At 63.0% G+C, this 17,808-nt stretch carries 20 protein-coding genes; 5 read left to right on the top strand and 15 right to left on the bottom strand.

Annotation, left to right across the window (positions count from 1 at the left end; translation table 11 throughout):
• Positions 1 to 20: 20 nt before the first annotated feature.
• The 4 genes from hflC to rpiA form a co-directional block, all read right to left on the bottom strand.
• Positions 21 to 1,091 carry a protease modulator HflC gene (hflC, locus tag GL286_RS16800; RefSeq protein WP_155096734.1) on the bottom strand — a complete coding sequence of 357 codons (1,071 nt, stop codon included), beginning with the start codon at positions 1,089 to 1,091 and terminating at the stop codon, positions 21 to 23.
• A complete protein-coding gene (gene hflK, locus GL286_RS16795; protein ID WP_155096733.1) occupies positions 1,091 to 2,293 on the bottom strand; it encodes an FtsH protease activity modulator HflK in 1,203 nt (400 codons plus the stop codon). The genes hflC and hflK overlap by 1 nt, the downstream gene beginning before the upstream one ends.
• A gap of 66 nt (positions 2,294 to 2,359) precedes the next feature.
• Positions 2,360 to 3,760 (bottom strand): glutathione-disulfide reductase, encoded by a 1,401-nt coding sequence (gene gorA, locus GL286_RS16790; RefSeq protein ID WP_155096732.1) that lies wholly within the window; start codon positions 3,758 to 3,760, stop codon positions 2,360 to 2,362.
• On the bottom strand, positions 3,757 to 4,482 hold the full coding sequence (rpiA, locus tag GL286_RS16785; RefSeq protein WP_155096731.1) for a ribose-5-phosphate isomerase RpiA: 726 nt from the start codon (positions 4,480 to 4,482) through the stop codon (positions 3,757 to 3,759). Before rpiA ends, gorA begins: the two co-directional genes overlap by 4 nt.
• 188 nt (positions 4,483 to 4,670) lie before the next feature.
• On the opposite strand from rpiA, the gene GL286_RS16780 reads away from it, so the two are divergent.
• The 3 genes from GL286_RS16780 to GL286_RS16770 are packed head-to-tail and all read left to right on the top strand — an operon-like array spanning position 4,671 to position 6,776.
• The gene (locus tag GL286_RS16780) at positions 4,671 to 5,813 is read left to right on the top strand and encodes a bifunctional 2-C-methyl-D-erythritol 4-phosphate cytidylyltransferase/2-C-methyl-D-erythritol 2,4-cyclodiphosphate synthase (protein ID WP_155096730.1); all 1,143 of its coding nucleotides are present in this window, start codon (positions 4,671 to 4,673) and stop codon (positions 5,811 to 5,813) included.
• 1 nt (position 5,814) lies between these two features.
• Positions 5,815 to 6,312, top strand: a complete 498-nt coding sequence (locus GL286_RS16775; RefSeq protein WP_155096729.1) for a phosphatidylglycerophosphatase A family protein — start codon at positions 5,815 to 5,817, stop codon at positions 6,310 to 6,312.
• Positions 6,309 to 6,776 (top strand): nicotinamide-nucleotide amidohydrolase family protein, encoded by a 468-nt coding sequence (locus GL286_RS16770; RefSeq protein WP_170295249.1) that lies wholly within the window; start codon positions 6,309 to 6,311, stop codon positions 6,774 to 6,776. The genes GL286_RS16775 and GL286_RS16770 overlap by 4 nt, the downstream gene beginning before the upstream one ends.
• On the opposite strand, the gene GL286_RS16765 is transcribed toward GL286_RS16770, so the two are convergent.
• The 9 genes from GL286_RS16765 to GL286_RS16725 form a co-directional block, all read right to left on the bottom strand.
• A complete protein-coding gene (locus GL286_RS16765; RefSeq protein ID WP_155096728.1) occupies positions 6,773 to 7,816 on the bottom strand; it encodes a threonine aldolase family protein in 1,044 nt (347 codons plus the stop codon). The two genes, GL286_RS16770 and GL286_RS16765, sit on opposite strands and share 4 nt — an antisense overlap.
• A complete protein-coding gene (locus GL286_RS16760) occupies positions 7,813 to 8,253 on the bottom strand; it encodes a YcgN family cysteine cluster protein (protein WP_155096727.1) in 441 nt (146 codons plus the stop codon). Before GL286_RS16760 ends, GL286_RS16765 begins: the two co-directional genes overlap by 4 nt.
• A complete protein-coding gene (locus GL286_RS16755) occupies positions 8,253 to 9,182 on the bottom strand; it encodes a bifunctional riboflavin kinase/FAD synthetase (protein ID WP_155096726.1) in 930 nt (309 codons plus the stop codon). The genes GL286_RS16760 and GL286_RS16755 overlap by 1 nt, the downstream gene beginning before the upstream one ends.
• Before the next feature lie 150 nt (positions 9,183 to 9,332).
• Entirely contained in the window at positions 9,333 to 10,202 is an 870-nt protein-coding gene (locus GL286_RS16750) for a TIGR01459 family HAD-type hydrolase (protein ID WP_155096725.1), read from the bottom strand.
• Positions 10,203 to 10,216: 14 nt separating this feature from the next.
• Complete coding sequence (locus GL286_RS16745) at positions 10,217 to 11,137, bottom strand: manganese-dependent inorganic pyrophosphatase (RefSeq protein WP_155096724.1); 921 nt, start codon at positions 11,135 to 11,137, stop codon at positions 10,217 to 10,219.
• A 68-nt stretch (positions 11,138 to 11,205) separates the two neighbouring features.
• The gene (locus GL286_RS16740; protein WP_155096768.1) at positions 11,206 to 11,871 is read right to left on the bottom strand and encodes a DUF1345 domain-containing protein; all 666 of its coding nucleotides are present in this window, start codon (positions 11,869 to 11,871) and stop codon (positions 11,206 to 11,208) included.
• A complete protein-coding gene (locus GL286_RS16735) occupies positions 11,871 to 12,206 on the bottom strand; it encodes a nuclear transport factor 2 family protein (RefSeq protein WP_155096723.1) in 336 nt (111 codons plus the stop codon). The genes GL286_RS16740 and GL286_RS16735 overlap by 1 nt, the downstream gene beginning before the upstream one ends.
• The gene (locus GL286_RS16730; protein WP_155096722.1) at positions 12,196 to 13,239 is read right to left on the bottom strand and encodes a TraB/GumN family protein; all 1,044 of its coding nucleotides are present in this window, start codon (positions 13,237 to 13,239) and stop codon (positions 12,196 to 12,198) included. Before GL286_RS16730 ends, GL286_RS16735 begins: the two co-directional genes overlap by 11 nt.
• 59 nt (positions 13,240 to 13,298) lie before the next feature.
• Positions 13,299 to 14,606 (bottom strand): glycosyltransferase family 4 protein, encoded by a 1,308-nt coding sequence (locus GL286_RS16725; protein ID WP_155096721.1) that lies wholly within the window; start codon positions 14,604 to 14,606, stop codon positions 13,299 to 13,301.
• 192 nt (positions 14,607 to 14,798) lie between these two features.
• On the opposite strand from GL286_RS16725, the gene GL286_RS16720 reads away from it, so the two are divergent.
• Together GL286_RS16720 and groL are read left to right on the top strand one after the other, a co-directional pair.
• Positions 14,799 to 15,086: a co-chaperone GroES gene (locus tag GL286_RS16720; protein WP_155096720.1), complete on the top strand. Its 288-nt coding sequence runs from the start codon at positions 14,799 to 14,801 to the stop codon at positions 15,084 to 15,086.
• 38 nt (positions 15,087 to 15,124) lie between these two features.
• Positions 15,125 to 16,762 carry a chaperonin GroEL gene (gene groL / locus GL286_RS16715; RefSeq protein WP_155096719.1) on the top strand — a complete coding sequence of 546 codons (1,638 nt, stop codon included), beginning with the start codon at positions 15,125 to 15,127 and terminating at the stop codon, positions 16,760 to 16,762.
• 56 nt (positions 16,763 to 16,818) lie between these two features.
• Here groL and GL286_RS16710 read toward each other — a convergent pair whose 3' ends face one another.
• Both GL286_RS16710 and GL286_RS16705 read right to left on the bottom strand, forming a co-directional pair.
• Positions 16,819 to 17,271, bottom strand: a complete 453-nt coding sequence (locus GL286_RS16710) for an Lrp/AsnC family transcriptional regulator (RefSeq protein ID WP_155096718.1) — start codon at positions 17,269 to 17,271, stop codon at positions 16,819 to 16,821.
• Positions 17,268 to 17,723, bottom strand: coding sequence for an Lrp/AsnC family transcriptional regulator (locus tag GL286_RS16705; RefSeq protein ID WP_155096717.1), 456 nt, complete (start codon positions 17,721 to 17,723; stop codon positions 17,268 to 17,270). Before GL286_RS16705 ends, GL286_RS16710 begins: the two co-directional genes overlap by 4 nt.
• Positions 17,724 to 17,808: the final 85 nt, after the last annotated feature.

Raw genomic sequence — 17,808 nt, 5'->3', positions numbered from 1 at the left:
CTTCCCCGAATATTCAGCCCTCAGTTCGCGGGCGTGGTCGGCACGACGCTTTCCTGCTGCGGCGGCGTCGCCAGCGATTCCGGCAGCGGCGTCAGCTTGACACCCGCATTCTCGCCCAAAGGCTGGCCCTCGCGGTTCGTGGCCTCGGGGGCGACCGGCTCGTCGCTCGTTTCCGGCGCAGGGGCCGAGACGGGCGCGACCGGAACCGGATTCGCCCGATCCGCGCCATCATTGCGCAGATAATCGAAGAACTGCCCCTCGGGCTTGATCACCAGCGAACTGTTCTCGCCTTTCAGCGAACGCTCATAGGACGTCATCGAGCGGGTGAAGGCGAAGAACTCGGGATCGCGGCCGAAGGCATCGGCATAGATCGAGTTCCGGCGCGCATCGGCCTCACCACGGACGATCTCGGCCTTCTTGCGGGCTTCCGAAGTCAATTCGACCACGGTCCGGTCGGCAGCGGCGCGGACGCGCTGCGCGGCCTCGCCACCACGGGCGATCTCGTCGGCGGCCTCGCGTTCACGCTCGGCGCGCATACGGGCATAGGTCGCGGTCAGGTTCTGCTCGGGCAGGTCGGTACGGGTCAGGCGCACGTCGATGACGCGAACGCCCAGATCCTTGGCGTTTTCGCGCGCAAGGTCGCGGATCTGGTTCATCAGCGGCGTGCGGTCATCCGACAGCACGGTGGTCGAAGGAACCGAGCCAAGCACCTGACGGATGGCGTTGGTCACGATATCGGCCAGACGCTGCTGGGCGAACTGGATGCCGCCTGCGGCGGTGGCGCGGCGGAACTGCACCACATCGGTGATCTGCCAGCGCGCGAAGGCATCGACGACCAGACGGCGGTCATCAAGCGGCGTGACCTCCATCGGCGGGGTCGGGATGCCAAGAATACGCGCGTCATAGCGTACGACTTGGTCGATGAACGGAACCTTGATGCCCATGCCCGGATTTTCGCGCACATCGACAACTTCACCGAAGCGCAGGACCAAAGCCTTTTCACGCACATCGACGATATAGACCGAAGCCATGACCAGCAGGGCCGCCACGACAAGGAAGGGAAGGACCAGAATCGAAAGCGTACGGTTCATCACTGGTTCCCCCCGCTGGTGGTGTTGGCATTGCCTGCGGGCTGCGCTCCGCTGCGCAGTTGGTCAAGCGGCAGATAGGGCACGACGCCCTGCCCCGCATCGCCATCCAAGATGATCTTGTTGGCCTGCCCAAGGACTTTCTCCATCGTCTCCATATACATACGACGACGGGTCACATCCGGAGCCTTGATATATTCGTCATAGACCGAGTTGAAACGCGCGGCCTCACCTTCTGCGGTGTTCACGGCCTCGGCGCGGTAGCCTTCGGCACGTTCGATCACAGCGGCGGCTTCACCGCGGGCATTGGCCAGAACGCGGTTCGCGTAGGCGTCAGCCTCTTTTTCAAGGCGGTCGCGCTCCTGCTGGGCGGCCTGCACTTCGCGAAAGCTGTCGATCACCTCGCGCGGCGGATCGGCGCGGTCAAGGTTGACGCGGACCACGTTGATCCCCGCCTCATAGGCGTCCAGCGTGCTTTGGACCGAAAGCTTCAGATCCTCGCCGATGGTACCGCGGTCGCGGTTCAGGATCGGGGCCAGTTCCGAACGCGCCACGATGTCGCGCATGGCAGACTCGGCCACGGCGCGGATGGTGTCTTCAGGGTCCGCAAGGTTGAACAGATACTTTTCAGGGTCCGAGATGTTCCACACGACCTGATAGGCCATGTCCACGATGTTCTGATCGCGGGTCAGCATCAGACCGCTATCCAACGGACCAGCGCGGCCCGTGCCGATTTCGGTGGTGCGTTCACCCGAAACCGAGACGACCTCGGCGCGCACGACCGGCCAAGGCGCAAAATTCAGACCCTCTTCGCCGGTGGCAAAGGGGCGACCGAACAGCAGTTCGACCGAGCGTTCCTCGGGATTGACGGTATAAAAGGACATGAAGCCCCAGAAAGCCAAGGCGCCCAGTGCGACCAGCCCCCAGCTTCCTTTGCTCATCGCCAGATTAGGACCGTTCGGCGGACGGCGCGGACCGCCACCTCGGGGGCCGCCGGTCTTGCCGCCCATCAGGACGCGCAGCCGGTCCTGACCCTTGCGGACCAGATCCTCGATTTCGGGCACTTGATCGCCACGGCGTGGACCGCGCGGTTCCTCTCCTTTATCGCCACCCGGGCTTCCCCAGGGACGCTGCCCCCCTTGGGGCGGCTCCTTGCCGCCCTTACCGTCATCTCCACCACTGCCCCAAGGGCCTTGTCCCGCCATGCGTCTCTTGCCTCGTCTGCTACTCGTGCACTGTTTCAGGGTTAACTGGGGCCGGAGCGGCAAAAATCAAGCCGAACCAACGGTTTTGTCAGGATGTGCCCCACCTATATAGCGCGTTGGCCTGCGCATCGTCACCAATTCTTCGGCCAAGGTCGGATGCACTGCGATTGCCGCGTCGAAATCGGCCTTGGTCGCGCCCATCCCGATCGAGATGGCGACAAGCTGGATCATCTCGCCCGCCTCGGGGCCGAAGATATGGCAGCCGGTCACCTTGCGGGTCTGGGCATCGACCAGAAGCTTCATCATCGAACGCGCGTCCGAGCCGGCGAAAAGCGAGCGCATTGCGCGGAAACTTGCGACAAAAACCTCGTGCGGGCCCTTCTGGGCGGCTTCTTCCTCGGTCAGTCCGATGGTCGCGACCTCATGCGGGCGTAAATAGACCGCCGAGCCGACCAGCCCGTGATCGACCTTACGCGGCTTGGCCCCGAACACGGTGTCGGCGAAACTGTGCCCTTCGCGGATCGCGACGGGGGTCAGATTCACACGGTCGGTGACATCGCCCACGGCAAAAACCGACGGGACCGAAGTCTGCGACCACTCGTCCACGACGATCTGGCCGTTATCGCCCAGTTTGACGCCGATTTCCGCAAGGCCAAGCCCCTTGGTGTTCGGCACACGACCGGTCGCGAACATCACGGCGTCATAAACCTCGTCGGTGCCGTCGGGCCAGATCACACGGGTCCGGTCGCCGTCACGCTCAAGACGTTCCGGCGTCGAACCAAGCCGCAGGTCCACGCCGACCAGGCGCAGTTGTTCGGTAGCGTGACGGCGCAGTTCCTCATCAAAACCGCGCAGGACGGCATCTCCGCGATAGCTGAGAACCGTTTCCGCCCCCAGCCCCTGCAGGATCGTCGCAAATTCGCAGGCGATGAAGCCCCCGCCGACAACCAGAACCCGACCGGGCAACTTTTCCATCAGGAACAGGTCGTCCGAGATCAGGCCAAGTTCCTCGCCCTCGATGCCCGGACGCTGCGGATGGCCGCCGACGGCGATCAGGATATGTTTGGCGGTCAGGCGCTGGCCATCGGCCAGTTCGACGGTATGGGCATCATGCACACGGGCGCGCTGCTTGTGGATCGCGACGCCAGCAGCCACCAGACCACCAGTATAGGCGCCTTCTAGACGGGTAAGTTCGGCATCCAGCTTGTGACGGAACATCACCCAGTCGAACGGGCCGGCACTGGCGGTCTGCCAGCCATAGCCGCGGGCCTCGGCTGCCATGGCCTTGGCCTGCGAGGCAAAGACCATCAGCTTTTTCGGCACACAGCCGCGAATGACGCAGGTGCCGCCCATGCGGCTTTCCTCGGCCAGACCGACGCGAGCATGGTATTCGCTGGCAGCGATCCGCGCTGCCCGTACCCCGCCCGAACCGCCACCGATCACGAACAGATCGTAATCGAAGTTCATTCCAGATCCTCTCGCCGCAACTCGACGACCGAACCATCCGGTCGACCGATGATCGCAAGATTGCAGATATTCAAGAAGAAGCCGTGTTCAACCACCCCTGCGATCGCCGATAGCGCATTGGCCAATGATTTGGCGTCGTGGATTTCCTCGAGCGCAAGGTCGAGGATGAAGTTGTTCTCGTCGGTCCGCACCGGCTGGCCGTCGCGTTCGCGCAGGATGACGGGGCGGCCTTCCAGCCCCAGTTCGGCCAAGGCACGTTCGATATGGACGCGGGTCGATTGCCAACCGAAGGGAATGACCTCGACCGGCAGCTTGAACTTGCCAAGGCAATCGACAACCTTGCCCTGATCCGCGATCACGACCATGCGGTCCGATGCCGTCGCCACGATCTTTTCGCGCAGATGCGCCGCTCCGCCGCCCTTGATCAGGTTCAGGTCGGGATCGACCTCGTCCGCGCCGTCGATGGTCAGGTCCAGCCAGCCCAGATCGTCCAGTTCCTCGACGACCAGCCCCAGCGAACGGGCCTGATCGGCGGTCGCCTTCGAGGTCGAAGCGCAGCGCAGATCCATGCCTTCGGCGTGAACGCGCTCGGCCAGGCGGTCGACAAACACCTTTGCGGTCGAGCCGGTGCCAAGCCCCAGCTTCATGCCGTTTTCGACCAGCGCCACGGCGGCACGCGCAGCGGCGTCCTTGGAAAGATCAACGGAAGAGGAATCGGTCATCTGGGCTGCTCCGGAACGGGTAGGAGGTTGCAACGATTGGCCCCGACAGGGCCGTCGCGAACCTTATAGCCAGAACACCCGCCATGGGCCACCTTCACGCGCCGGAAATCTGCCGCAGGTTCTGGCGGCGGGCCGTGGCGTCAGGCGATGATTGCCTCGGGGCCGCGCCTCGCCTAATCATGCGGCCCATGAAGATACCTGACACATATGCCGTGATCGTCACCGCCGCAGGCCGGGGCACGCGCGCGGGCGGCGACGTCCCGAAACAGTGGCGCGTTCTGGACGGGCGGAGCGTCATCGAACGTAGCATCGAAGCCTTTGCCGCCTTTCCCCGCATTGTCGTGACGCTCTCGCCCGAGGATATGCAGCGCGGCATTGACGAGCTATCCGGCCCCGTTGTCCTGGTCGCTGGCGGTCAGACCCGCAGCGAAAGCATCCGCGCCGCGCTGGAGACGCTAGAGGGCAGCGGCATCACCCATGTTCTGATCCATGACGGCGCGCGTCCGCTGGTCCCGTCGCCGGTCATCAGCGGAGTCGTCTCGGCTTTGCAGGCCGGAGCCGTAGCTGCCGCCCCCGCATTGCCGGTGACGGATGCGTTGTGGCGCGCCGAGGATGGCCGCGTCACCGGAACCGCCAGCCGCGAAGGACTGTTCCGCGCGCAGACGCCGCAGGGCTTCCGGCTGGACGCGATCCTTGCCGCTCATCGCTCCTTCCCCGAGGGCGGAGCCGATGACGTGGAACTGGCGCTACGCGCCGGACTGCCCGTGACAGTGACCGAAGGCTCCGAGGACAATCTTAAACTGACCTGGCCGCAGGATTTCCCGCGCGCCGAACGCATTCTGGGGAACACGATGGATATTCGCCTTGGGAACGGATTTGACGTGCATGCCTTTACGGCGGGCGATCACGTCTGGCTTTGCGGGGTGAAAATTCCGCATGACAAGGCGCTGCTCGGCCATTCCGACGCCGATGTCGGCATGCACGCGCTGACGGATGCGATCTATGGCGCGCTGGCGCAGGGCGATATCGGGCGGCATTTCCCGCCGTCCGATCCGCAATGGAAAGGCGCGGAAAGCCATATTTTCCTGCGCCATGCGGTCGAACTTGCGCGCTCGATGGGGTTCAGCCTATCCAATGCCGACGTAACCTTGATCTGCGAGCGCCCCAAGGTCAGCCCCCATGCAGGAGCGATGCAACTGCGCCTGTCCGAGATCACAGGCGTCGATCCGGACCGGATCAGCGTCAAGGCCACCACATCCGAGCAACTCGGTTTCACCGGCCGCGAGGAAGGCATCGCCTCGATCGCCACCGCAACTTTAATCAGGGCGTAAGATGGATAAGCAGATCGCGACATTCTTCGGTGTGGGCCTGATGCGTCCCGCCCCCGGCACGTGGGGCTCGGCGGCGGCGGTGGCGCTGGCCGTGCTGGCCTGCGAGCTTGGCAGCGCACTGCTGGTTCCGCTGGGCTTTGTGATCGCGACGGTCCTTGGCTTCTGGGCGGTGCCGCGCGTGGTCGCCGACCGCGAGAACAAGGACCCTTCGGAAATCGTCATCGACGAGGTCGCAGGCCAGTGGCTGGCCATGTGCTTCACCGTCATTCCGCTGTGGCGGCACGGAGTCTCGATCCTTGATGCATGGCCCGCCTATGTCGTCCCGTTCCTGCTGTTCCGTCTGTTCGATATCCGGAAGCCGTGGCTGGTCGGCCGCGCTGACCGTCGCGGCGACGCCAAGGGCGTCATGCTGGACGACCTGTGGGCAGGCTTGTTCGCGGGCATCGTCTCGGTCATCCTTGCGGGGCTGTATCACGCAGTTCTGGAGCCGATGCTGTGACCCCAAGCGAAGTCCTTGATCTGGCCCGTGCGCACGGCGTGATGATCGCCACCGCCGAAAGCTGCACCGGAGGACTGATCATCGGTCGCTTGACCGACGTCCCCGGATCGTCGCGCGCGGTGGACCGGGGCTATATCACCTATTCGAACGCCGCCAAGACCGAGATGCTGGGCGTGCTTCCCGAAACGCTGGAAGCGCATGGAGCCGTCAGCGAAGCGGTTGCCGCAGAAATGGCGCAAGGCGCACTTGCTCGCTCGCAAGCCGGAATCGCGGTCGCGGTCACCGGCATTGCCGGTCCCGGCGGATCGGACCACAAACCCGAGGGTCGGGTCTGTTTCGCCATAGCCGATGCGTGGGGCATCAGAACCGAAACGGTGGATTTCGGCGCTTTGGGCCGTGACAATGTCCGCGCAGCGACTGTCGAGCACGCATTGGAACTTCTCGCGGCAGCCCTGAGGGATTAGGCCCCGCGCAGAAGATCCAGCAAACGGCTTACATCCTCGTCGCGCGTAGCCCAACTCGTGACCAGACGGACCGTGACCGGCTCGCCCTTGGCGGGCGGCTGATCCTGCCAGACATGATAAGCCGCGCCATGCGATATTGCCCGCTCATGAGCCTCGGCCGGCAAGCGCGCAAAGATTTCGTTCGCTTGGACCGGTGCGACCAGCGTACCCCCTGCCTGCTCGATCCCCTGTCCCAGCCGCGTGGCGGCAGCGTTGGCGTGGCGCGCCAGATCCAGCCACAAACCGCCCTCGGCCAAGGCCAGCATCTGCGCGGCAAGATAGCGTTGCTTCGACCAGACCTGTCCGGCCTGCTTGCGACGGTAATCAAAGTCCGCAGCATGGGCGGGGTCGAAAAAGATGACCGCCTCGGCCCCCATTGCGCCGTTTTTCGTGCCGCCAAAGCATAGCGCATCGACACCGACACGTTGGGTCAGGTCCGCCGCGTCGCAGCCTAACCCCGCCACCGCATTGGCAAAGCGCGCGCCGTCCATATGCAGCGGCAGGCCCGCCTCATGCGCGACGGCGGCCAGTGCAGCGACCTCGGCAGGAGCGTAGGTCGTACCCCATTCCGTCGCATTGGTGATCGAGACCATGGCATTGCGCCCGTCATTCAGGCTGCCCGCCTTGCCGAAACGGATCGCCTCGGCCAGCGTGTCGGGCGAGAATTTGCCATGCTCGCCCTGCAAGGGAACAAGCTTGGCGCCGTGACTGTAAAATTCCGGCGCCGAGCATTCATCGCGATGGATATGGGCGCTGTCGTGGCAATAGATCCGGCCAAAACTGGGTGAAAGCTGCGCGCATACCAAGGCATTGGCTCCGGTGCCGGTCGCGACGAAACGCACTACGGCCTCGGGCGCATCCAGCAATTCGCGATAGACCGCTTCGGCCCGCGCGGTGATCGGGTCCGAGCCGTAAGCCCCCATCGCGCCTTCATTGCAATCGGATAATGCCTGCAAGACTTTCGGGTGGACGCCATGCACATTGTCCGATGCAAAGTTCATGCCAGATCCTCGATGATATATTCGTCCCAGTCGTCTTCGGTCACGGTCAACTCATTGACCGTACGCCCGCGAATGCTGATTCCGGCCTGATGGATCGACTCGCGATCCCCCGAGATCAGATAGTGCCACGGGAACAAAGGCTTGCCCTCGATCCGCAGGCGATAGGCGCAGGTTGCGGGCAACCACCACGCGATTTCCTTCAGCTTTTTCGGCGTCAGAACCACGCAATCGGGCACGAATTCGTGCCGGTTGTGGTAGCTGGAGCATTGACAACTATGCCCGTCCAGCAGCCGGCAGGACACGCAGGTAAAGGCCAGCTCGCCCGTATCCTCGTATTCGATCTTGTTCAGGCAGCATTTGCCGCAACCGTCGCAAAGCGCCTCCCATTCGTCGGGCTTGAGGTTCTGCAGCGGCATTTCCCAGAAGTTTTCACGCATCACCGGGCCGCCAGAATCTCTCGCGCTTTGGCGCTGTCCTGATCCATCTGCGCGACCAGTGCCTCGAGGCTGTCGAATTTCATTTCGGGACGCAGGAACTCGACCAGCGCGACCGAGACGTGCTCGCCGTAAAGATCGCCTTTGAAATCGAAGATATGCGTCTCGAAGTTCGGAACGTCACCCGCGAACATCGGCCGCACGCCCAGATTGGCAACGCCGGTATAGCTGCCGCGTTCGGGACCGGTCAGAACATCGATCAGCACGGCGTAAATGCCAAAACGCGGCAAATGCAGGCCGTTGACCGCCATATTCGCGGTCGGATACCCCAGATCGCGCCCGCGCTTGTCACCATGCAGCACCTCGCCGTCGATCCGGTGCCAATGGCCCAGCATACGCTCGGCATCGCGCGAGCGACCTTCGGTCAGCGCGGTGCGGATTGCGGTCGAACTGTATTCGTTCTGCCCGTCGCCAATCAGCGGCGCAATCGTGACACCGAAACCGAACTCGCGGCCCAGACTGGTCAGCGTCTGCGCCGTCCCCGAGCGTTTGCGACCAAAGCAGAAATCCGCGCCGACGGTGACGTGACGGACGCCCAAGCCCTCGACCAGAACCTCGCGGACGAAATCTTCCGGAGCAAGCCCGGCCAGAACGGTGTCGAATGGCAGCTGGTACAGATGTTCGACGCCCAGTCGCGCCAAGCGGTTCGCGCGGGATTCGGCATTCATCAGGCGGAAGGGCGGCGCACCCGATTGAAAGACCTCGCGCGGGTGCGGCTCGAAGGTGATGACCCCAAGAGGCGCATCGGCGGCGGCGCGCGCCGCGTCGATCACCGAGCGGTGCCCCAGATGCACGCCGTCGAAATTGCCCATGGCGACGGTCGCCCCCCGGGCGTCAAGCGGCAGCCCTTTCCAATCGTGATGGATGCGCAATCAGGCCCCCGATGGGCCGGCCCGGCCCTGTCAGTCTAAATTAGGATATGGCGGCGGCAATGCCGCCTTACCATTGAGTAGGTCCGTATCGCCGACGAGGCAACGGGTTGCAAGACACCGCCGCGCAACCCAGCCTTGCGGCCCCGTGTCTCAGCGCAGACGACCGATGCTGTAACGCGGGTTCTCGCTGCGCAGCGCCAGCCATTCGGCCAGTTTCGCGGCTTCGGGATTTTCGACATCCGTGCCGAACTGGTCAAAGGCCAAACCGCCGGTGATGAACAGCGCGTCGATCCCCTCGCCCGCAGCACCACGGATGTCAGTCGCGATCCCGTCGCCCACGGCAAGAATGCGGGTATCTTCATCCAGACCCAGCTTCCGGCGCGCCAGATCATAGATCGGAGCATGGGGCTTGCCGAAGTAAAGCGACGTACCGCCCATGTCTTCGTAATATTCAGCCAGCGCACCGGCGCAATACAGCCGCGTTTCCCCCAGATCCACGATGATATCGGGATTGGCGCAAAGCAGCTTCAGCCCCTTTTCCTTCGCCAGCATCAATGGCGCGCGGTAGTCGTCCGGCGTCTCGTTCACCTCGTCGAAAAGACCGGTGCAGACGATTCCCTCGGCTTCTTCCAACTCGACGCGTTCGATTGCGGGAGCGTCTTTCCATTCCTCGGGGATATCGGCAAAGAAACCCTCGTCCTTGGCGACCGAGATCGCCCAGACCTTGCGACCCACCGCGCCGGCGAACATCGCATCCTGCGCGGCGTCACCCGAACTGACAACCGCGTCCCATGCGTCGCGCGGCACGCCCATGCGGTCAAGCTGCGCCACGACATAGTGCTGGGGACGCGGGGCATTGGTCAGCAGAACGACACGCCCGCCCTTGGCGCGAAAGGCGCGCAACGCCTGAACCGCGGCGGGATAGGGCTCGACCCCGTTATGAAGGCAGCCCCACAGATCGCAGAACAGCACGTCGTAATCGGCCGAGATATCGGCCAGCGAATTGATGATCTGCGTCATGTGAGGCCTTTTTCTTAGATCGCCAGAGCGGGGATGATCTGTTTCTTGCGCGACATGATGCCGGGCAGAACAACGGTGTCACCGGACACGGCCGCGTTGAAGCTTTTCTCGGCGACCTGTTTCACGAAGTCGTTCGGGACCAGCAGCGTCGCTTCCTCGTTCAGGATATCGACCACGAACAGCAGAACCTGATCGGCTCCGTCCTCGGCGGCGACGGCGGGCATCGCAGCCATCAGCGCGGTCTTGCGGTCCAGCACGACCTGAGGCGCGGTGGTCTCCAGCACCGAGACGCGCAACTGCTTGCCGCCCAGTTCGTATTCCTTGCTGTCCATGCGCAGCAGCGCCGCTTCCGAGAAGGCCGAGACATCGGATTTCGCGGCGAACATTTCGGCGGCGAAGGCCGGAATCGAGACGCCCAGATCCTTCGCGACCTTTTCGGCGACGAAGCGGTCATGCGGCGTGGTGGTCGGGCTGCGGAACTCCAGCGTGTCCGACAGGATGCAGGTCAACATCGCGCCCTTGATCGCGCGGGGGGCGCGGGCATAGGCTTCCTCGCCCATCAGGTCGAACATGATCGTCGCGGTGCAGGCCAGCGGACGAATGGTGATGTTGATCGGCAGGCGCGTCTTGATGCCACCGGCCAGCATGTGGTGGTCGATGATCTCGATCACCTCGGCATCGTTGATCGAGGCCGGAAGTTCCGCCGGATTGTTGGTGTCGACGATGACGCATTGCTCGCCCGCGGCCACGTCCGAGATGATCTCGGGCTTGGCCAGATCCCATTTCGCCAGCATCCATGCGGCTTCGGTGTTCGGCTCGCCCTGCAACACGGCGACGGCCGGCTGCTTGCGGACCTCCGAGAGATACCATGCCCAGATGATGGGCGAGCCGGTCGAGTCGGTGTCGGGGGCCTTGTGGCCGAAAACCTTGATCATGAGCTACCTGCATGAGATCGGAAAAGTCGAGCGCGTTATATGGCTTGGCGCGCGGGATGTCTATCAAGCTACCGGGCAATCGCGCTGACAACGAGCGCCAGCAGCACCGTGTTGTGAACAAATGAAAACACCGAATGCAGCAGGGTGATCCTGCGCACCTGCGTGCCCAGCGTCGAGATATCCGCAGTCTGGGCGGTCATGCCAAGAACAAAGCTGTAATACAGGAAATCCCAGATTCCGGCCTCGCCCCGATCTGGCAGTCCCGGAAAGGCCAGACAGCGCGTCTCGTGGCCGTCCGGTTGACGCGCGTACCACAGATGCGCGTAATGGAACGCCATGACCGTATGGATCATCGTCCAGGCCAACGGCACCGAGGCCAGTGCCAGCGCGAACTGGAAAGTCCATGCAAAGCCGCCAGAAACAGCCGCAGGGTCAGCGGATGCCAGCGAACTGGTGGTCTGAAGGATCGCCCACAGATTGATCGCGACCGATCCCATCGCCAGCGGCACGATCAGGCGCATCCCCTCGTCGTCCAGATCGGCATGGGCGCGCAGCATGTCGGTGGTCAGGCGACGCATCAGCAGCCCCGTCAGCACGAGATAGCACAGGCTGAACGTCACCGAGAACAGCAGCAGGCGTGTGACCATATCCAGCCACCACGGCAGCAGGCCCGCGACCAGCCCGACCGTAAAGCTTAGCAGAAAACGGATGTGGCGGCGCAGGTCCGCCAGCATCACGCCAGAGTTTGCTGATGTTGCAGGATGCGCCAGTCTCCGTCGCGACGGACCCATGTGGTGGTGCATAATGCACGGTAGGTCTCGGCCCCTGCCCTGCGCGCGGTGGCGTGATAGGCCAATACGCAGACCTCATCGGTTTCGATGCTGGCGCGATCGATCAAGGTGACCTCTTGCCAGCGGGGCGTGGTGGACAGACTTTCGACCACCTTGCGGCGCGTCAGGATTCCCGCCGCAGGAAGGACCATCAGACAACCATCATCCAGCTTGCGTGCCGCCTCGGCCGAGCCTGCCAGCCAGAAATCGCGTTCCTCTCGCCAGAGTTCATCCGCCATTCGCTCCCTCCTCAATCTCAAGCTGCTGGATGGTCCAGCCCGACTTTTGCAACAACGACAGAACTCCATTCTTGCCCGGAAGATGCAACGCGCCAAATCCCACCACGATGCCCTTGCCCCGATCGGCGGCCTGTGCGGCGGCGGTTTCGATCGGAGCGATCCAGTTGCGGTTGCGCTGGTCCATCAGCTTGTCTTGCGCCAGCCGCATCTGCTTATCGACCTCGGCCCGCGACAGGCCGGATTTGTCATAGGCGTCGAAGCGACCGAACTCCCAGATCAGCCAGCTGTCGCCGGTGAAATAGGCCTCGGTCAGGGTCACCGCATAATCATCGGCATATTCCGCGGCAGGCATGGCGGAACGGATCATGTCGATTTCTTCGGCCGGAGTCATACCCTCGAACAGGCTGAAGACCGTGTTCCATGGCTCGAGTGCTCGGACAGGAACATCCGCAGCCTCGGCGCGGTCGATCAACTGGTGATCCAGCCCGCCGGTATCGCCGGTCCTGCGCACCGTTTTCAGCATGCACGGAGAGATGCCAAGCATCACCGAGACGTACCACGGCCTCATCCGGCTGGTGACCACGGCGGGCATGCCGCGTGCCTCCATCGCGGTCCATAGCGATTTCCAGTCCTCGGCCGACATGCGTTCCGGCAGGGTCGCTCCCTTGGTATCCATTATCAGCGAGGGGTCTTTCGCCATCGCTTCGGCAAGGCGCTTCTCCTCGGTCGGTCCGGCCTCGACCAACAGGACATCTGCCGCGTCGATGGTCGGCCCAAAGCGGGCCATGGTGGCGTCGTGGCGCGGATCGTTGAAATGGTAGGTGCCGATCAAGGTGATCTTTTTTTGGTCTTTGGTCGCTTGCCAGAACAATCCGCGGTGGAACGGCACATTGCGGGTCGACGCCCGAAGCTCGGCCATCCGCGCCGGAGACAGATCATTGAACAGATTGCGCCCGACACATTCCTGCCCTTGCGCTGGCAGGCCGAAGCCCAAAGCAATCGCAAGACCGGTGATGAATTGGCGCAAACGCATGGCAGACGTCCTTCCTGTTGGCCAAAGGATGGCACGCCAGAGGCTGCCGTGCCAATGCGTCACGTTCGATGCGGCGGCGGCAACTCCTGCGGCAAAGCTTCCCCGTCAAGGATGGCGCGCCAGATCCTTTCGACCTGCCGCGCCTTGGCGGACCAAGTGAAGTCGCGCATGACCTTTTCGCGGGCAGCTTTTGCCATGACCGGCAATCCCGAGGGATCGGCGACTATGGACTGTAGCAACTCGCGCAAGCCCGCGACGATCTGGGGACGGCTTCCCATCGGAATGCGAAAACCCGTCATGTCATCGACCAATTCGCCAGGTCCGGCGTAATCGGCAATGACCGGCACAACCCCCAGCGCCATCGCCTCGAGAACCACACCACCACCGAATTCGCGCACCGAGGGGAAGACCAGCAGTTGCGAGCGCGCAGCGACGGATTGCACCTGCGAATGCTCTAGCCAGCCGTGGAAATGGACCGCCCCCGAAACACCCTCTTGCGCGACCAGATCGCGCAGCGCCTGTCCTTGCGGGCCGTCCCCGATGATATCCAGCGCCAGCGCCCCCGATTTGAGCATCGGCAGCGCAGCCTCGATCGCCATATCCGCGCCTTTATAGGGGACCAGTCGCCCGATGAAACATCCGCGCAAGGGCAAGGTGCCAGTCTGATCCGCGACCATGCTGAAGCGTTCGGGGTTGATCGCGTTTTCGGGCAGCCACACCGTCTTGTCCTGATAGCGCGCCGGAATCTCGCTGCGGGTATGGGCCGATCCGCAAATGATCGCGCTTGAAGCCGCCAGCGTCGAGGCCCGCCCCGGCAAAGCCTTGTAGGCGCCACGGACATAGGACAGCCATTCCTTTTCGCGCCGACGCTCGGAATCGAAGCCCTTGGGCCACGGGACACCGCCGTTCAAAGGGCCCATGACAAAAGGAACGCCAGCCGCCTTGCAGCGCGGAGCGATCCGGCTTCCGGCGGTCGGGGTCAACGGGGTGATCCGATGCACGATGTCGTATTGCTTGTTCCGGATCGCCTCGCCGAACCTGTCCCAGATCAGGCGTTCGAAATAGCCGTAGCCCAGCGTGGAAATCGCCGTGGTCATGGTCCAGCCGACGCCTTTGCCCATGCGCAGCTTTTCGGCCAGCCTCCACAACGGCGCGGCCAGTTTTTCGCTGTCGATCACGGTGAAATCGCGGCCCTCGACCAGCCCCGCACGCAAGATGGCGTCACGGTTGCGGATCTGCGTCACGATATGGACGTCTGCCACCTCGCGCAGCGCATTGGCCAGCGACCAGCCGACCAAGGGAACCGAGACCCATTCGGGATTTGCAGCTTCGGCAATGACAAGGGCCTTGATCCGTCTATTCACCATCCGCCCCAGTCGAACTGCGCTGTCCTTGGGTATTCGGCGGCAGGAAACTCCGTCAAGAAAATAGATCGAAAAAAACGCGGCATCCTGACGTTGACACGTAATCAGCCGCTGCCTAGATGTTCCCGCACTGGCACTCACCAAGACCGAGTGCCAACAACGAAACACTGCAACCTGTAACACCGGAGTGTTCACATGGCTTTCAAACCGCTGCACGACCGCGTTCTGGTCCGTCGCGTCCAGTCGGACGAGAAAACCAAGGGCGGCCTGATCATCCCCGATAGCGCCAAAGAAAAACCCGCTGAAGGCGAAATCGTCTCGGTCGGCGAAGGCGCGCGCAAGGACTCGGGCGAGCTGATCGCACCCTCGGTCGCGGCCGGTGATCGCGTGCTGTTCGGCAAATGGTCGGGCACCGAAGTCACGATCGACGGCGAAGAGCTGCTGATCATGAAGGAAAGCGACATCCTGGGCGTCATCGCCTGATTTCCGCTTTCGCGTAACCCATTCCAGGAGAAGAACAAATGGCTGCCAAAGAAGTCAAGTTCAGCACCGACGCCCGCGACCGCATGCTGAAAGGCGTGAACATCCTCGCGGATGCCGTCAAAGTGACCCTCGGCCCGAAAGGCCGTAACGTCGTGATCGACAAGTCCTTCGGCGCTCCGCGCATCACCAAGGACGGCGTCTCGGTCGCCAAAGAAATCGAACTCTCGGACAAGTTCGAGAACATGGGCGCCCAGATGGTCCGCGAAGTCGCTTCGCGCACCAATGACGAAGCCGGCGACGGCACCACCACCGCCACCGTTCTGGCCCAAGCGATCATCCGCGAAGGCATGAAGTCGGTTGCGGCTGGCCTGAACCCGATGGACCTGAAGCGCGGCATCGATCTGGCGACCTCGAAAGTCGTCGAAGCGATCAAAGCAGCTTCGCGCCCGGTCAACGACTCGGCTGAAGTCGCCCAAGTCGGCACCATCTCGGCCAACGGCGAAGCCTTCATCGGCCAGCAAATCGCCGAAGCCATGCAAAAAGTTGGCAACGAGGGTGTGATCACCGTCGAAGAAAACAAAGGCATGGAAACCGAAGTCGAAGTCGTCGAAGGCATGCAGTTCGACCGCGGCTACCTGTCGCCCTACTTCGTCACCAACGCCGACAAGATGATTGCCGACCTGGAAGACGCCTACATCCTGCTGCACGAGAAAAAACTCTCGTCGCTGCAGCCGATGGTCCCGCTGCTGGAAGCAGTCATCCAGTCGCAAAAGCCGCTGATCATCATCGCTGAAGACGTCGAAGGCGAGGCTCTGGCCACGCTGGTCGTCAACAAGCTGCGTGGCGGCCTGAAAATCGCTGCCGTCAAGGCTCCGGGCTTCGGCGATCGCCGCAAGGCCATGCTGCAGGACATCGCGATCCTGACCGGCGGTCAGGTCATCTCGGAAGACCTGGGCATGAAGCTGGAAAACGTCACCGTCGACATGCTCGGCCGTGCGAAGAAAGTGACGATCAACAAGGACAACACCACCATCGTCGACGGTGCTGGTGAGAAAGCCGAGATCGAAGCCCGCGTTTCGCAGATCCGTCAGCAGATCGAGGAAACCACCTCGGACTACGACCGCGAGAAACTGCAAGAGCGCGTCGCCAAACTGGCCGGTGGCGTTGCCGTCATCCGCGTCGGCGGCATGACCGAAATCGAAGTCAAAGAGCGCAAAGACCGCGTTGACGACGCCCTGAACGCGACCCGTGCGGCCGTTCAAGAAGGTGTTGTCGTCGGTGGTGGCGTTGCTCTGGTTCAAGGTGGCAAGGTCCTCGAAGGCCTGACCGGTGCGAACTCGGATCAAGACGCCGGTATCGCCATCGTTCGCCGCGCTCTGGAAGCTCCGATGCGTCAGATCGCTGAAAACGCTGGCGTCGACGGCGCTGTCGTTGCTGGCAAAGTCCGCGAATCGACCGACAAGTCGTTCGGCTTCAACGCCCAGACCGAAGAATATGGCGACATGTTCAAATTCGGCGTCATCGACCCGGCGAAAGTCGTCCGCACCGCTCTGGAAGACGCGGCCTCGGTTGCTGGTCTGCTGATCACCACCGAAGCCATGATTGCCGAAAAGCCCGAGCCCAAGGCTCCGGCTGGCGGCATGCCCGACATGGGCGGCATGGGCGGCATGATGTAATCATCCCCCTGCCCACCAGGCAGAGAAGGCCGTCCCGAAAGGGCGGCCTTTTTCGTTCAAAGCGGTCCGGGCATACGTTCTTCGGACAGCAGCACGTTGGCCTCGACCTGCCCGATCCCCGGCAGGGTCATGATGCGGCGGCGCAGGATGCGTTCGAAATCCGCGATGTCGCGAGCGCGGACGCGCAGGCGATAATCGAACTGGCCCAGCACATGCTGCACGGTCTGAATCTCGGGGATCGCCGTTACCGCGCGCTCGAAATCCTCAAGGCCGACGCGCCCCTTGGCCCCTAGTTTGATCCCCAGAAAGACCGTGACGCCGAAACCCAGCGCCGCGGTGTCGACGACAATCCGCCGCCCCGCGATAACACCTTCGTCGGTCAGGCGCTTGATCCGCCGCCATGTCGCGGGTTGGGTCATGCCCAGCAACCGCCCGATTTCTGCGGCACTGCGGGTCGCGTCCTCAGAGAGCAGCCGCAGGATCGCCAGATCTGTCGCGTCGGGCGTCATAGCGGCAGCTCCTGCACGTCCTTGATTGTCGAGACCAGCATCAGCGCGTCGCTGTCTTGAACATGCGGCAGGGTCAGGATGCTCTCGCGGTAGATCTGCTGCCAATGCGCCATGTCGCGCGCGATCACCGACAGCCGCATGTCGACCGAGCCAAGGAAGGTCTGGATCTCGGTCACCTCGGGCACTTTGCGCGCGGCAGCGATGAAATTGTCGAAGGCGCGCGGCTCGGTCTTGTCGAGGGTGAAGCGCAGGCTGACCTGCACCTCATAGCCCAGCTTGCGCCAGTCGATGCGGGCCTCGAACCCGCCGATCACGCCACCCTCGCGCAGCCGGTCCAAGCGACGCCACAGGCTGGCGGGCGTGACGCCGGCGCGCTCAGCCAGTTCGGCATTGGGCAGTTCGGGATCGGCCAAAAGTTGGCGCAATATGCGCCGGTCTGTCGCATCGGGCATGATTTTTTCACCTCTGGCGTGGATATGGCATGATCATCGCCAAATTTCCAGAAACTTCGCGAAGATTGCACAGAACTGCGCCCCA

It is taken from the genome of Paracoccus aestuariivivens (genome assembly GCF_009711225.1).
Classification (GTDB): Bacteria; Pseudomonadota; Alphaproteobacteria; order Rhodobacterales; family Rhodobacteraceae; genus Paracoccus; species Paracoccus aestuariivivens.
This window is presented reverse-complemented; position numbering and strand designations above follow the sequence as displayed.

What these genes read in the sequence shown, in the direction of transcription:
- GL286_RS16760 (WP_155096727.1), bottom strand. Translation starts at nt 8,253, where the DNA reads ATGCGTGAAAACTTCTGGGAAATGCCGCTGCAGAACCTCAAGCCCGAC.
- GL286_RS16765 (WP_155096728.1), bottom strand. Translation starts at nt 7,816, where the DNA reads ATGAACTTTGCATCGGACAATGTGCATGGCGTCCACCCGAAAGTCTTG.
- GL286_RS16720 (WP_155096720.1), top strand. Translation starts at nt 14,799, where the DNA reads ATGGCTTTCAAACCGCTGCACGACCGCGTTCTGGTCCGTCGCGTCCAG.
- GL286_RS16725 (WP_155096721.1), bottom strand. Translation starts at nt 14,606, where the DNA reads ATGGTGAATAGACGGATCAAGGCCCTTGTCATTGCCGAAGCTGCAAAT.
- groL (WP_155096719.1), top strand. Translation starts at nt 15,125, where the DNA reads ATGGCTGCCAAAGAAGTCAAGTTCAGCACCGACGCCCGCGACCGCATG.
- hflC (WP_155096734.1), bottom strand. Translation starts at nt 1,091, where the DNA reads ATGAACCGTACGCTTTCGATTCTGGTCCTTCCCTTCCTTGTCGTGGCG.
- GL286_RS16710 (WP_155096718.1), bottom strand. Translation starts at nt 17,271, where the DNA reads ATGACGCCCGACGCGACAGATCTGGCGATCCTGCGGCTGCTCTCTGAG.
- hflK (WP_155096733.1), bottom strand. Translation starts at nt 2,293, where the DNA reads ATGGCGGGACAAGGCCCTTGGGGCAGTGGTGGAGATGACGGTAAGGGC.
- GL286_RS16730 (WP_155096722.1), bottom strand. Translation starts at nt 13,239, where the DNA reads ATGCGTTTGCGCCAATTCATCACCGGTCTTGCGATTGCTTTGGGCTTC.
- GL286_RS16750 (WP_155096725.1), bottom strand. Translation starts at nt 10,202, where the DNA reads ATGACGCAGATCATCAATTCGCTGGCCGATATCTCGGCCGATTACGAC.
- GL286_RS16740 (WP_155096768.1), bottom strand. Translation starts at nt 11,871, where the DNA reads ATGCTGGCGGACCTGCGCCGCCACATCCGTTTTCTGCTAAGCTTTACG.
- rpiA (WP_155096731.1), bottom strand. Translation starts at nt 4,482, where the DNA reads ATGACCGATTCCTCTTCCGTTGATCTTTCCAAGGACGCCGCTGCGCGT.
- gorA (WP_155096732.1), bottom strand. Translation starts at nt 3,760, where the DNA reads ATGAACTTCGATTACGATCTGTTCGTGATCGGTGGCGGTTCGGGCGGG.
- GL286_RS16735 (WP_155096723.1), bottom strand. Translation starts at nt 12,206, where the DNA reads ATGGCGGATGAACTCTGGCGAGAGGAACGCGATTTCTGGCTGGCAGGC.
- GL286_RS16780 (WP_155096730.1), top strand. Translation starts at nt 4,671, where the DNA reads ATGAAGATACCTGACACATATGCCGTGATCGTCACCGCCGCAGGCCGG.
- GL286_RS16775 (WP_155096729.1), top strand. Translation starts at nt 5,815, where the DNA reads ATGGATAAGCAGATCGCGACATTCTTCGGTGTGGGCCTGATGCGTCCC.
- GL286_RS16705 (WP_155096717.1), bottom strand. Translation starts at nt 17,723, where the DNA reads ATGCCCGATGCGACAGACCGGCGCATATTGCGCCAACTTTTGGCCGAT.
- GL286_RS16745 (WP_155096724.1), bottom strand. Translation starts at nt 11,137, where the DNA reads ATGATCAAGGTTTTCGGCCACAAGGCCCCCGACACCGACTCGACCGGC.